The organism is Rhizobium sp. BK379 (genome assembly GCF_014193955.1).
Lineage (GTDB): Bacteria > Pseudomonadota > Alphaproteobacteria > Rhizobiales > Rhizobiaceae > Rhizobium.
This window is the reverse complement of the sequence record NZ_JACIAD010000006.1, coordinates 62,452-76,470: the sequence shown is the minus strand read 5'-3', so window position 1 is coordinate 76,470 and position 14,019 is coordinate 62,452. Positions and strand designations below refer to the sequence as shown.

The following is a 14,019-nucleotide window of genomic DNA, read 5'->3' as shown; positions in this document are numbered from 1 at the left end:
TTCTCTATTCAGACAATCCTAGGCATCGACGGAATACCGCATATAGCTTCAAAGCGTTTTGATCCACGCTGAAATTGATTTTCGCGAGTTCAAAGGCCGCCAAACCCATTTTTCTCGATCTATCACGATCATTCGCGAGAGTGGAAATCGCAGCCGCAAGCCTCTTGGGATCATGTGGCGGAACAGCCAATGCGGTTTCGCCATCGATGAGAGTATCTTTGGTTGGATTTGTCACTGCAACAATGCTGGGAATAGCGGAAAATGCGGCTTCGAATACGGGGCGGCCTGGCGCGTTATAGTGCGATGGAAAACACAACACATCCATGGAACGATAAGCTTGAGCGATATCCGACATGAAACCGACCAGGTGAAAATCCTTGGCCAAATCGTAGCTTTGCAGTCGCTCCTCCACCTCTGCCCGGATATTCTGGTTAATTCCGATAAGGCTGAGAATACGTGCAAGCATTGTTTTTGAGGAGCGGGCGTCGTCACCGATAATGACGTATTCGACGTCGACGCCGCCGTCTTTTAGAATTCGCGCCGCCTCGACCAAGTCGAGGATACCCTTCACCTTCAAAAGGTTGCCAACAAAGCCAACTTTCAGCGAGCCGGGGCGCGTTCTGGCCATAGCCGTTCGAAAAGCGGGATCGGGATCAGCAATTGGCTTCGGCGTGAAGGCGTTATGAATAACCTCCACGTCCAAATCTGCGGGCAGGCTTTGACGAACCGTTTCGTCAATTGCAATGATAGCACTGGCATTTCGCCGCAAGAACGAATTCACCCACGTGGTGCGCCAGGAACGATCATCGTTGCGCGCCACAGAACGGACGTGGACCACGACCGGTACCTGATACATTCGTTTTGCAATCCACATCGGGAAAATGCCGGTGAACTCGTTGATGTGGATCAGATCGATGTCGGGCCATTGGCGACGAGCGCGCCCGATGGCCGCGATGGTTGCGGGAATGTTGAGAACTTCTCTCAAGAGGACAATCCATCGCGCGCCCCGATAATAGCCATATTGGGTATTATCGAACTGGCTCAAACCACGGACCGCGATAACCTTCCCCAGCTTGCTGAAAAACGGCATGACGGTGCCACGGGGCGTGACGAAGTGCGGCTCGACAGACGACGGAAATGCCCGAACAGCTTCCGTGAGGCTGCGTGAGGCACCACCGAAGGTACCGATCATATGTATGAAGAGGACTTTCACGTCTGCCGTCCTATCGCTCCGTTGGAATCATGCGAGACTTCCGTAGCTGCTCTGTCATATAATCAACGAGCATGGTAGCGCCCTCCCGGCTAAGATGGTCGGTGTCCGTGTACAGCAATCGGTTGGCGGTGTGAGTGATGCAGCGCCCGCTTTCCTTGTTGCAGAAAACGTCGTCCGGATAGACTGCGAGAAAATTCGACCGGCCGTCAAACATCTGCAGGACGTCGTATACTCTTCGATTGCGATCAAGATAGGCCTGCCGCGCCGTCGTAAGCGGCATTGCTCCTGTCGCAGTCAGTTTGAGCACTGTATGGGGCACGTTCCAGCCGACCTCCGGTACCGGCGCGATGTAGATCACGGTCAGTCCGCTATCGAGCAATGTTTGTATCGTGCTCGATAGCGCGCCTTGAACTCCCGAGATCCGGTCGAGCTCGTTTGCTGGCGTTACCCCCCTCACCTCCACGGGAATCGGCTGACCCGGTTCTACACCACCCTCATGGTTGTCAAATCGCGTCCCCTCCATATAGGCATTGACCCGATCGTTTATCACGACAGTGGTAATGCGGTCGTTCTTTAGCTTTTCCAAAACGGCGCTTGCAAAATTCGCACAATGCTCCGTTGTATAGACAGGATCGACGCCCAAAACATACGGGCAGCCAGGATAGGTGAGGATTTCGGCGGACACGCCAAGCTTTTCAAAAAGCCCCGACAACGCGTCCGAAAGGGTCTCGGCATGACTGTCACCGAGCACCGCCCACGTGGGAGGAATGCTCCGCAAGCCAATCATGCAAGCCTTTTCAATCGATGCCGATTTGCAGTCTTGCCCCTTGAGGCTCAATGTCCCGCGTTCAGCTGACACTGACATAATTGCTTGCTGGTCTGGTGTATAGCGTTGTGGCAACCCTTCGGTGACCAGATTTACCGACAAGATGATCGCAAGAACCACCGTGGTCGAGGTACATGTCACCAATACCGTCATATTGCTGAACGCAACCGATTTTCTGAAGGGCTTTTCAACAAGCAACCAAGTCAAGACCGCCATCGTCACTGCGGTTGCGATCAGCAGAGCTCGTTGCAAATTCGAAAGCTCGCCGATGGCATAGTGACGAGCAAAAGCGAATATCGGCTGGTGCCAAAGGTAGAGGGAATAGGAAACGAGCCCTATACCAACGAAAGGACGGGAGGAGAGCAGGCGGCTCATCCAATCGCCGTTCCCCGAGAAAGCTATGATACTGCAGGCGCCGACAATTGAGAGAACGGTGAAGGCGTAACCTGCAAGGCCCAATGGTTGACCAAGAACGAAAGCCACCAGGAGCGCCATGCCTCCAAACAACGGAAAAAGTCGGCTCCCGAACAACCCGGTCAGGACGAGCGGCGATCGATACCTAAGAACAGCAGCGACTATGGAGCCGGCCAACAGCTCCCACGCGCGAAATTGAACAAGATAAAATACACCCTCCGGTTGTGAACGTTGAAATCCAAGAGCAAGAATAAGCGAAAATGTGCTGAGGCCGATCAGATATTTCGCGGGCTTCCCGAGACTAAATCCATAAATGAGACCAAGCAGCAGCGGATAAGCAACATAGAACTGTTCCTCTACCGAAAGCGACCAGAGATGGAGGAGGCTTGAAAGGCCCGCCGCCTCAGAGAAATAATCCTGCGTCAGCCATAGATATATATTTGCGACAAAAGACAGGGCGGCCAAGCCATTTCTCGAAAACTCCTTCAGCGAATCCGGTGGAAGAAGCCAAATAGCCGCCAGCGTCGAAATGCCGATAACGACGTTTAGGGCGGGTAATATACGTCGAATGCGGCGCATATAGAAACGCCAGAAATCCACCCGACCGCCAGCCAACTCATCGAGAAGAATGCTGGTAATCAGGTAGCCGGAGATGACAAAAAATACGTCGACCCCAAGATATCCTCCCGGCAGGATTTGCTTGCCCCGCCAGAAGAACTCTGCATGGAAAATAACGACTGCGACAACGGATATTGCCCGCAGACCGTCGATTTCGGGCCTATAGCGCATCGGAAACGGATCAGCCGATATATTGACGCGTCGCGTTCACCACCTTCTTGGCAAACTCGAAGAAGCCGTGACTGTTTGGATAATCTTCAAACGTCTTGCGGGGAGCCTGCATCATCGCCTCGAAGCTTTCCTCCGACATGCCGAGCTTCTTGATCGTGTACTCCCTATCTTCCTCCAGCATGTGTTCCGGGTAGGCAGGCTGCAGCATCGCCTCGATGGCTTCATCCCGAGTCATTTGCCCGGACAGTATCAAATTCGAGTAATGAGCCTTCCTTTTATCAATATCGAATTTCTGCGGAAGAATATACGCTTGGTAGAAACGTGTATATATGGATTCATAGTGCTTCCCGCCATAATACACCCAGCCAAGATCATCCTCCAAAACTCTCATCGCCTTCTTCTTGTCGTATTCGACGAAATTCAAGACGGAAACCATCCGTATTTTTCTTAGGAAGACGTAGTAAAATAAATCCAAAAGCGAGAAGTGAGGGTAGTTGCTGAGTTTCGCACGACCAAACTTGCGATGGACGCTCTTAACATAGCGCCAATCAAAGTAACCGTAGCCCCATTTCTCGGGAAGGATCGCCTCAGAGATTACATTCGTGCCGGTGATGACGTGGCGTAGCCCATATTTCGCGGCAAATTTGTAAAGGAGCGCAAATATCGCGTGGTCGGTCGGTACCTCTCCGTCAGGCGTTGAGGCCTTGAGAAAGGACAGCTGCAGATCCTTAAAATCGTCCCAGTTGAGAACGTGTGTGTGCAGATCGATATTCAGGGTTTTCAGTGTTTTTTCGATATTGGCGACAGCGAGTTCGGAATTCCAACCGTTGTCGAGATGAACGGCCAGGGGACGCAATCCAAGGTCTTTCACGAGCCAGGCGACATAGGTGCTGTCAACGCCGCCACTTACACCGATAACGCAATCGTAGTCCCTGCCGGCGCCGGCCTGCTGGATCTCCGTTACCAGCGCATTCAACCGGCTTTCGCGTTCCTCCACTGCGACAAGGCGCGTCTTCGAAACCGTGTCATATCGATAGCAATGGTTGCAGACCCCGGCAGTATCAAATTTGATATCCGGGTCAGTCGTATCCATGATGCAACGCGTGCAAACGATCATCGGCACGGGATCTCCTGAAAGCTTAGCCGAGCGCGCGTTCGAGCGCATCGCGAGGCGGATATGTGATGAGAACCGCTCTGTGCGGCCCCTGAAAGACGAACATCGCACCAGCAGCCACAGCCGACGCGCCACCGTGGGATTTTGCCTTTCGAAAGTCTTCTATCGTAGCGGCGCCTCCCGACGCAATAACCGGAATTCCGACGACAGTGGAAATAGACTGGATGAGTTCCAGATCATAACCTTTCATGGTGCCTTCGTGGTCGACAGCCGTGAGGTAAATCTCGCCGGCTCCCAGTCCTTCAACCGTTCTGGCCCATCGGACCGGATCTTTTTCCAAGACCTTTGCGCCGCTTGAGGAATAGACTTGGTAACCTCCCCACAGTGACTTCTTCACGTCGATTGAGACAATGACGGCTTGGCTTCCAAACTCCGAGGCGGCCTTCTTGATGAGTTCCGGATCAGCGATCGCTGCATGATTGACGACAATCTTCTCGATACCTGCCTTCAGGATCGCGCGAATATCATCGATAGATCGAATGCCGCCGCCGTAGGAGAGCGGCATGAAACACTCATTTGTAATGTTTCTGATCGTTTCAAACGCAGGGCCCCGCCCATCCTTCGATGCGGTGATATCCAGAAGCACCAACTCATCAACTTCCTTGGTGTTGAAGATCTTGATCGCGTTTATGGGATCGCCGATGTAAACAGGGTTCTTGAATTTTGTCGTCTTGACGAGCCCGGAACCTTTTAGGAGCAGGCTGGGAATTACTCTTGTCGCGAGCATCTCAACCTCAGCAATTTTCTGCAAAATTCTTGAGCAACCACATTCCGTAGCGATGGCTCTTTTCAGGATGGAACTGGGCGCCACGAATGTGGCCTCTCTCGATGCCCGATGTGAAGCGCAGGCCAGCGTATTCGGTTTCCAACAGGGCGTCTGCAGGGTCATTGCAAACGACGTGATAGGAGTTGGCAAAATAGAACCGCGGCCGCCCGGGAGCTGCCTCCGTCAGTGGCGAGAGTTTTCTCACATCGACCTCATTCCAGCCCATATGCGGTACGCGCATCTGGGGGTTGCTTGCATTGTCAAACCGAATTGCACGAGAATCGATCCAGCACAGGCCCGTCTCCACGCCCTCTTCACTCCCGGCACCCAACATCTGCATACCGAGACAAACTCCGAGAATAGGAACCTGTTTCTCGAGAACCACATGATTTAAACTCTCGATCATTCCGGTAGCCTTCAGCGTCCGCATGCCCGCATCGAAGGAGCCGACCCCTGGCAAGATAATCTTCTCCGAAGAAAGTACATCTTCCGGCGTAGTTGCGAAGCGTGAACCGACACCCAGCTTCTTGAGCATGTTCTGCATCGAACCAAGATTACTGGTGCCATAGTCGATGATGGTGATTTCGGTCATTTCGCCGCTTCGTTACCTTCTGCTCGTTGTTGCAGCACTCGCTTCATATTACCTACGAAACCACTCGCAAAGAAATGATCCTTAGTCTCTAGAGGCACCGCCGGCCAACCTCTCCTGGAGACAATTGCTGCAAACCTCTCAGGATTGTCCACCAGAAACGCACCCTCATGCTGCAATATTGACGAAACCGATTGATAAGTTTCAAAAGGAATAATCCCAGTGGGCGTACCGATTCCAAGCGCATCGTAATGCGAAGCTGATGAGATGCTCAAATGCAGATCGGAAAGCGCGATCAATTCATGCGTAGAACGAGCTGATTTTCCCGAGATAATTTCCACTCGCGGCTCCGACCCGAGATAGCGAACATACAATTCCTCTTCAACGTCGTATGCGGGATGGAGCTTTATATAAATCTTCATCGGCAAATTTGCATTCTGCAGGAATACAGTAACGAACTGACATAATTGTTCCGTAGCGACACCCTGGGTCGTGATCGTAACTTTCACCTCTTCAGCCGGTTGGAAAGTCGAATCGCGTAGCATCCGCGCGCGCTCTATGAAGGGCGCACCCACGGCTTCGATCCGGCCATCTGCTTCCAGTGCAGTGCCCAGAAGTACCTCGCGGGTATAATTTCCATAAGCGGCAAGGATCGAAGGCTTGATGACACTCGCCTGCGACGGCAATTCCTTTGGCAGAACATTGGGGTGGACTGCGGTGAACACGCCGTGCTGCAGCTCAACAAATCCCACTTTTCGGTTTCGGCACGCATCCATCAATGCAAATTGGCCGCTATCAGGCGCCAGAACTATAACTGGCATAAATTTTTTGAGAACCAGCCCGTATAGATAAGACCGCCAACGAAACACATTATACTGCCTCGCCAAGCGCCCAGCCGTGTAATCGTTGTAGCCGAACTCAAGGGCAAGCGCCTTGGCAAGCAGATCGAAGACTGGGTCTGTTTTCTTGTAAGGAAAATAGCGACCGAGAACTGCACTAAGAACGATAAGCGACGTATCGTCGAAGACTGGACTGCGCTTCGCCCTCGCGATTGTATCTTCAAAGCCGGCGGCATCGTATGAAGACATCTTGGCACCGCCGTCGATCTCGTCACACAAGGCGTCAAAGTAGATGTCGACCGATTGGTCTCCCTGCATGCCGCGATGGGCGGAATCATAGGTCTTGCAGAGGTAATGGTAATGTCGGCTCGGCAAAAGATACTGCAGGACACCAATAAGTGCGCCAGTGATCAGTCGTTTGCGTGACAACGAAGCGCGAACAAGCCCTCCCCGCTGTTTCCGCAACGACACTTCAAAGCGGATGAGCTGCCATAAGCAGACGCCGTCAACAAGTTTCGAAAAAAGATCCCATCGCTCCTCAAATGAGCGCACGATTGCGCTGACCTCAGCTTCCGTGAGATTAGTCTCTTGTGTCATGAGACCAGCTTTCCCCAAAACAGAGACCGCAATGCTTCGAACCATGGCAGTGGATGCAACTTTTGCGAAAAAATCCAGACTGACAAAAACATCAAGAGCTGCGCAATGGCATAGGCCTGGGCGACACCCGGCAGGCCTTCGACATGTAGGAGCAAGTAAGCCAGCGCGAGATTCAATACGCCGCAAGATATCGTAATGCCGGCAAGATATGCTGTCTTTTCGCGATAGAAGACCACATTGGCGACAACCAGATACATACCTCCAAAAGCCTGACCCAGTGCAATGAGCATCACGAAAGAAGACGCGTTCGTAAACGCCTGACCAACAAGGAACGGAAGGATCCAAGGGGCAAAAAACCCCACCATCATCGCTAAGATGAGAAGAGCAGCAAAATAGATCATACAGAATTTCGCAATGAGCACGTTCTTCTGATGTCTATTCTCCTTAATCGCCTCGATCAGCCACGGTGACACCGCACGGCTGCAAGCGTCCGAAAGCAAATTCACACCCAATCCGATTTGGATAGCGACCATATAGATGCCAGTGCTCGCGAGATCGAGAAAATTGGTGATCAACAGCCGATCGACCATGGCGATAAGCATGCCACCGACAACATGGGGAACGAGGGGAACACCGAACTTCAAGGCGTTTCGCACGTAGTCGACTCGAATATTGAGATCGATCCAGCGACCGTAAAATAGTATCCCCAGCGATATTGTGCCGAGAATGGCGATCGCCACGGACATACCGATTAGCCGTCCCTCCCACGCAAGACCAAAAGAAACGACAAGCACCAGAGATAGCAGGGCATCAATTACAGCCTGACCAATTCGAAGCAGGCTGAACATGCCGGCTTGCTTTGCAGACTGGAAGATCGAAAGCATTGTCAGCAGGAGGAACTGCATCCCAGAGGTTATCACCGCGATCAGCAGCCATTTTCCCGGCAGATTGGTCAAAGCGATTAAGGGAACCTGGAGAAGAGTGACTGAAACGAAAACGACACTCGTCGTCACAACCAATATTGCCAGGCACGAACCCACATATTTGGGAAAATCAATCTCGGCACGATCAAAGTAACGCATCCCGACAGCGCCGTGAACGCTCAGTCCGGTCAGTGCTCCAAGTGCCGTTAAGAACACGGAATACATAGCGACGAGACCGTAGTCCTCTGGCGAAAGCACTCGCGTCAGGATCGGCAAAAGAAGCAGTGGAAGTCCCGAGGCCAATGCATTCGTGGCAGTGAATACGAATACCGAACGAATGACCTGCAGGTTGAACATCTAATCAACCGAAGAAGGATTTGATCGCGGTCGATACAGTCACAACGTCGGCGTCGGACATGTGTTCACCAATCGGCAAGCTGAGGAGTGTCTTGTCAGCCCGATTGACGAAAAGGTCTTCCTGGCCTTGGCCGAGATAATCGTAGGCTTTCAATTTCGGCAAGGCGACCGGATAGTGGACGCCTGTTTCAATGCCCTTTTCGGACAGCCACACGCTCAACTCGTCTCGTCTATCGGTTCGGATAACGAAAAGATGGTAGACTTGCGTGGCCCAGTTTGCGCGACGCGGCAAGACTATCTCACGTACGTCGGAAAGCTCAGCGATATAGCGATCGGCAATTGCAATACGCCGTTCCGTCCACGCTGGCAGGTTCGCCAGCTTTACACACAAAATTGCCGCCTGGAGACCGTCGAGGCGGGAATTTCTCCCTTCGAAGTCGTGGTCATATTTCGCAACGCGCCCGTGATTGGCAATCATGCGGGCACGCTTTGCGAGATCAGCATCCCCTGTCACGATTGCGCCGGCGTCGCCATAGGCGCCCAAATTCTTACCGGGATAAAAGCTGAACGTGGCGATATCGCCGATCGTGCCAACGGTCTTGCCGTGGCACGTCGCGCCGTGCGCCTGCGCACAATCCTCAAGAATTTTCAGACCATGCTCACCCGCAACCTCCTTGAGGGCAACCATATCGCATGGGTGACCATAGAGGTGGACGGCCATGATGGCGCTGGTACGAGGAGTGAGCTTTGCCCGCACCGTCTCTGCGGTCAGCGTATAGTTGCCGGGATCGACATCGGCAAAAACCACTTTCAAACCGCTTCGCGTGACAGCTTCCGAACTGGCGATAAAGGTATTACCGGGAATGATGACCTCCGAACCACCAGGGAGTGCCAGAGCTTCGAGCGCGATCTCGATCGCATCGGTCCCATTTGCCACGCCGATGCAGAATTCAGCCCCGAGATAATCGGCAAAGGCCTGCTCGAATTCCTTGACATTCGGACCGCCGATGAAGGCGCTGCTCGCCAGAACCTTGGCGATTGCATTATCGATATCCGACTTGATCGAAAGATATTGTGCGTGCAGGTCGAGGAATTTTATCATGGCAGATTCCGCAGTTTACGACATGGGTTTCCAGCGTAGATTCCCGGCTGAGAGATATCGCGTGTTACGACGCTTCCCGCGCCGATGACGACGTCATCACATATGGCTACTGGCAAAATTGTGGCGTTGCTTCCGATCGACACCCGATTACCGATCCGGGTGCTTTTCCACTTCGATTTGTCACCTCGGGCCGGTCCGCCGGTAGCAAAAAGATCGTTGATGAACATCACACCGTGACCGATGAAACAATCGTTGCCGATATCGACGAACTCGCAGATAAAACTGTGTGATTGAATGCGTGTTCCAGAGCCGACGGAGACGCTTTTCTGAATTTCGACGAAAGGGCCGATGAAAACGTCGCTGCCGATTTCGCATCCGTACAAATTGACGGGTTCGACTACGGTGACATTGCCACCGAACTGGACGTCAGAAGCAATACCAACCGTTCTGCGTGTCAGTTCAGCCATTCTTGCCGCGCCCGAGTTTGGAATGACGCGGCACCACCGGGAGGAAGACCTCCTTGCCGGTCTCGATGGATTCGTAGATCGCGTGGATCAGTTGAATGCTCTTGCGACCGATGCGCCCATCCACATCCTGCTGCCGACCGCTCACCAGACAATCAACAACATGCTCGTAATACATCTGATGGCCGAAGCCGTAGACGTTCGGCGGGTTGACCGAGTATTTGTCCATGACTTCATCGACATTGTCTCGACCATCCGTGAAACTCCAGACCTTCATCTTGTTGACGGCAAAGCCACCGATCTCGACGGTTCCCGTCGCGCCCAGAACTGAAATCGAGCCTTCAAGATCCTTGGGTCGGGTTGCGGTGGTTGCTTCAATGAGGCCCAGTGCTCCGTTCTTGAACTTCAGAAGCACAACAGCCGTATCTTCCGTCTCTATATCGACAAGCGCTGTCGTGCTTTTCGCAAAAACGCTATCGACATCGCCCATCATCCATTCGAGCAGATCAATATGGTGGCTGGCCTGATTGGTCAGGACACCACCGTCCATAGCCCAGGTACCTCTCCACGGATCCTGATCATAGTAGCTCTGATCGCGACACCACCTGACCCGGATCGTGCCCATGACCATCTTGCCGAAACGACCGGCTTCAAGCGCGTCGCGAAGCTTGACCACAGGGACGTTAAAGCGGTTCTGCTTTACGACAAACAATCGCGACCCAGACGCATCACAGGCATCAATCATCGCATCGGCGTCCTCAAGAGTTAAGGCCATCGGCTTTTCGACAATGATAGGCTTGCCGTATTTTGCAAGTGCAATGACGTCCGTCGCGTGATTGCCGCTTTCAGTCAAGACTGAAACTGCATCGACGTCAATCTCACGCATCATTTCATGCATATTAGTGAAATAGGGGACGTTGAACCGCTCTCCAATCGCACGGGCCTTTTCCGGAACGATGTCACAGACTGCCGCGAGACGTGCGCCATCAATCTGGTTGAGGCCCAGGAGTTCGGAATGGCGAACAGCAATCCGACCACATCCGACGAGAGCGAAATTGAGCATGCGCCTATCCAATTCTAGAGATTTCCTCTTGAGGGTTACCGCCTTAGCCACCGTCCGAGCGTTTCGCAACCTGATAGAGCATGACAGGCACGATCTTTCGTAGAGTTGTTGTGGTTAAGGACCGCCCATAAACTTTCCGAGCAGATTCAGGCCCGCCAAGCCACTGCGCTCAGGATGAAATTGCACGCCGACTATATTGTCCTTCGTAATGGCCGCGGTCACGTCGTTGCCCCCGTGATCGACGACGGCGAGAAGATTCGAAGCATCGTTCGGCTTTGAATGATAAGAATGAACGAAATAGAACTCCTGGTGATCCTCATCGCCAGAGAGCGGCGTAGATTGCCATTGTTCCGGGAGAAGAACGCCCGCCGCCGGCTTCACCTTGCTCCAGCTAATATGCGGCACACGCAAAGGGTTGCCAGCCTTATCCACCGACGGAATGCGTTCTACCGTGCCCGGAATAAACCCCAGACCAGCATGGGCTCCGAACTCCAGCGATGAATCCATCAGGACTTGCATGCCGATGCAGATCCCAAGAAAAGGACGGCCTGTCGCGACGTAACTGCCAAGGGCCTCGTCGAGACCAAAGCCCCGCAATGCATCCATGGCACGGCCGAAGGCACCCACGCCAGGCAAGATTACTCTTTCAGCCCGCAGAATTCTAGGGATGTCGCGCGTCAACTGCGGCTCAGCGCCAATCTGCTTGAGAGCGTTGCAGACGGAGAAAACATTACCGATGCCATAATCAACAACAACAACTGATTGGTTCATACTCCGACCACTACTTTCTTTGGTGTTCTGACCGGTATTCCAACCTGCTTTAGCTCTTGCCGTAATTGCCCAAAATCGGTTGAGTCGGAATGGAGGGCCTTCGCGAAGGCAACAGCCGTCGCGCCCGACCGGACAGCTTCGGTTGCATGGGTGCCGCCTGCTGCTCCCCCGGAAGCAATTACGGGAATATCGACCTCTCGCGTGACGGCTTCGATAAGTTCGGTATCCATACCCTTCATTGTACCGTCGCGATCAATCGACGTGATGAGGATCTCGCCTGCGCCAAGCTCCGCACCCTTCACAGCCCATCTGACGACGTCCAACCCGGTATGATTACGCCCATTATCCGTCATAGCTTCCCAGCCACCTTGCGGTAGGCGCTTTGCTTCGATGGAAAGAACCATCGCCTGAGAGCCATAGGTATCGGAAATTTCCTGCAATATTGCGGGCCGCTTGGTCGCAGCTGTATTTACCGCCACCTTGTCGGCACCGACATCGAGCAATTGCTTGGCCGACCTGAGATCGCCTATTCCGCCCCCGACGGTGATCGGCACAAACGCCTCCTGTGCGACCTCACGAACGATGTCCGTCAGATTGTTACGCTCATAAAGGCTTGCAACGACATCCATGTACAAGAGTTCGTCCGCACCCTGATGGTAATAGAGCTTCGCTCGTTCACCAGGGTTGCCCATCTTGCGCCAGCCTTCCATTTGCACACCCTTAATCAGGTGCTTCAGCTTGACATCAAGACGTGCGATAAGGCGAATGTTCATATTCCTGGCACTCAGTTCTGGGTAAAGACGCTGCGGCGCAGCTTCCATTCCCCATTGTCATAGGCCCAAAGATGAGGGGACCGGAAGCGGTTTGATAGCGCATGAAAATAGGCGCGATCCATGATCGGCGCTTCAAACTGCTTTGAGGCATCGGGGAATTCTTTCTCCGGCAAGCTGAGGTATTCCATCAGTTCATCGGCAAAACGCTCGGGGAACTCGCCGTCATAGCGCCGGACGAGAGCCACGCCCTCTTCGCGTTCCAGGTCACCGGATCGAACTTCCTGCGCGGCGTCGTAGGTTGTGCGGCCAATACCGAACTTGATGAACGTCGTATAATAATGAAGATCATCGATACGGTCGTCGATCGAGTTGTATTTCGAGTAAGTGCCGGGCGTCCGCTCGGGCGACGCTTCAAAACCGCCGTGCTCGACAGCGAAATAGTAAGCCGACTGCGGATGCCACCTCAGATAGTATCCGAGATAATGGACCTCGATGCCCTTCTCCCTCAGTTCGTCCGGATTGGAAGGACGGTAGACATCGAGATCCGGCGCACGAACACCATAATCGTTGATCAGCGACTGAATGGACGTGCCGCCGAGAAAGATCTCACTGTCATCCGCAGTCGAAAAATAGGAATAGTCGCGTTTTGCAGATGTCATATCTGCGATCGGATTCCCGTACTCCGCTTCATTCTCACCATAAAAGATCAGAGGTATGTTCATACGCGCCGCCATTTTCGGCGCGTATGACTTCTGGCCGAAGATAAACGGCTGGAATGGATGGAACAGGTTCTCCACCGCAAGGCGTGTGATCAAGCGCTTTACCCGGCCGTTGGGCGTCAGAAGGTAGTTGTCAAAACCCGAGTGGATCCAGCGCTGAAAATTGCGCCAGCCCCATTCGGTATAGACGTGAGGCGCCCATGTTACCGTAAGTGGGTTCATGCCGAATTCGTATTTCAGGATCCACGATTGGTAGAAGCTGTCCTTGCCGCCCGAACCGGGCACCAGGCAGTCATAGTGGCCGTTCCTCGAGCGGTACTTGTCACACAGTACCTGCAATTCCCGGCGCCGCGCTTCCCAATCGATATTGCCGTCCTTCTGCTCCGCCACTCGACATGCGTCGCAAACACCCTCGGAATCAAAATTGATCGTTTGTTTCTTGCTGTCCCTGGTATGCTTATGCTCAACCGTAGAGTTAGGACGCTGATTGGAGATCACGCATCGAGAGCAGAACGCGACATGCTGAGGCAAGCCGTAAAGGGTGTCCGGACTGCTTTTGTCCAATCGGTATTCCGAAAGGTCCAGCTTGTCGTTACGCGGATCTAGGTGGATAGAGCGCATTGCCGTCATCCTATATTTC

At 53.2% G+C, this 14,019-nt stretch carries 13 protein-coding genes; all 13 read right to left on the bottom strand.

The window, feature by feature from the left end; genetic code table 11:
* Positions 1–4: 4 nt before the first annotated feature.
* The 13 genes from FHT93_RS24370 to FHT93_RS24310 all read right to left on the bottom strand — a co-directional run bounded on the left by FHT93_RS24370 (position 5) and on the right by FHT93_RS24310 (position 14,000).
* On the bottom strand, positions 5–1,213 hold the full coding sequence (locus FHT93_RS24370; RefSeq protein ID WP_113015609.1) for a glycosyltransferase family 4 protein: 1,209 nt from the start codon (positions 1,211–1,213) through the stop codon (positions 5–7).
* A gap of 10 nt (positions 1,214–1,223) precedes the next feature.
* Positions 1,224–3,242, bottom strand: coding sequence for an acyltransferase family protein (locus FHT93_RS24365; RefSeq protein ID WP_183849791.1), 2,019 nt, complete (start codon positions 3,240–3,242; stop codon positions 1,224–1,226).
* 10 nt (positions 3,243–3,252) lie between these two features.
* Positions 3,253–4,359 (bottom strand): N-acetyl sugar amidotransferase, encoded by a 1,107-nt coding sequence (locus FHT93_RS24360; protein WP_113015611.1) that lies wholly within the window; start codon positions 4,357–4,359, stop codon positions 3,253–3,255.
* 22 nt (positions 4,360–4,381) lie between these two features.
* The gene (locus tag FHT93_RS24355; protein ID WP_113015612.1) at positions 4,382–5,143 is read right to left on the bottom strand and encodes an AglZ/HisF2 family acetamidino modification protein; all 762 of its coding nucleotides are present in this window, start codon (positions 5,141–5,143) and stop codon (positions 4,382–4,384) included.
* A gap of 7 nt (positions 5,144–5,150) precedes the next feature.
* Positions 5,151–5,774: an imidazole glycerol phosphate synthase subunit HisH gene (hisH, locus tag FHT93_RS24350; RefSeq protein ID WP_113015613.1), complete on the bottom strand. Its 624-nt coding sequence runs from the start codon at positions 5,772–5,774 to the stop codon at positions 5,151–5,153.
* Positions 5,771–7,207: a hypothetical protein gene (locus tag FHT93_RS24345; RefSeq protein WP_113015614.1), complete on the bottom strand. Its 1,437-nt coding sequence runs from the start codon at positions 7,205–7,207 to the stop codon at positions 5,771–5,773. The genes hisH (FHT93_RS24350) and FHT93_RS24345 overlap by 4 nt, the downstream gene beginning before the upstream one ends.
* Complete coding sequence (locus FHT93_RS24340) at positions 7,204–8,487, bottom strand: oligosaccharide flippase family protein (protein WP_113015615.1); 1,284 nt, start codon at positions 8,485–8,487, stop codon at positions 7,204–7,206. The genes FHT93_RS24345 and FHT93_RS24340 overlap by 4 nt, the downstream gene beginning before the upstream one ends.
* Positions 8,488–8,491: 4 nt before the next feature.
* Positions 8,492–9,589 (bottom strand): DegT/DnrJ/EryC1/StrS family aminotransferase, encoded by a 1,098-nt coding sequence (locus FHT93_RS24335; protein WP_113015616.1) that lies wholly within the window; start codon positions 9,587–9,589, stop codon positions 8,492–8,494.
* Positions 9,586–10,056 (bottom strand): acyltransferase, encoded by a 471-nt coding sequence (locus tag FHT93_RS24330; protein WP_113015617.1) that lies wholly within the window; start codon positions 10,054–10,056, stop codon positions 9,586–9,588. Before FHT93_RS24330 ends, FHT93_RS24335 begins: the two co-directional genes overlap by 4 nt.
* Positions 10,049–11,167 carry a Gfo/Idh/MocA family oxidoreductase gene (locus tag FHT93_RS24325; RefSeq protein WP_348649804.1) on the bottom strand — a complete coding sequence of 373 codons (1,119 nt, stop codon included), beginning with the start codon at positions 11,165–11,167 and terminating at the stop codon, positions 10,049–10,051. Before FHT93_RS24325 ends, FHT93_RS24330 begins: the two co-directional genes overlap by 8 nt.
* A gap of 63 nt (positions 11,168–11,230) precedes the next feature.
* The gene (hisH, locus tag FHT93_RS24320) at positions 11,231–11,887 is read right to left on the bottom strand and encodes an imidazole glycerol phosphate synthase subunit HisH (RefSeq protein ID WP_113015619.1); all 657 of its coding nucleotides are present in this window, start codon (positions 11,885–11,887) and stop codon (positions 11,231–11,233) included.
* Complete coding sequence (locus FHT93_RS24315; protein ID WP_246781717.1) at positions 11,884–12,708, bottom strand: imidazole glycerol phosphate synthase cyclase subunit; 825 nt, start codon at positions 12,706–12,708, stop codon at positions 11,884–11,886. Before FHT93_RS24315 ends, hisH (FHT93_RS24320) begins: the two co-directional genes overlap by 4 nt.
* The gene (locus FHT93_RS24310) at positions 12,672–14,000 is read right to left on the bottom strand and encodes an N-acetyl sugar amidotransferase (protein WP_113015665.1); all 1,329 of its coding nucleotides are present in this window, start codon (positions 13,998–14,000) and stop codon (positions 12,672–12,674) included. Before FHT93_RS24310 ends, FHT93_RS24315 begins: the two co-directional genes overlap by 37 nt.
* Positions 14,001–14,019 lie beyond the last annotated feature (19 nt).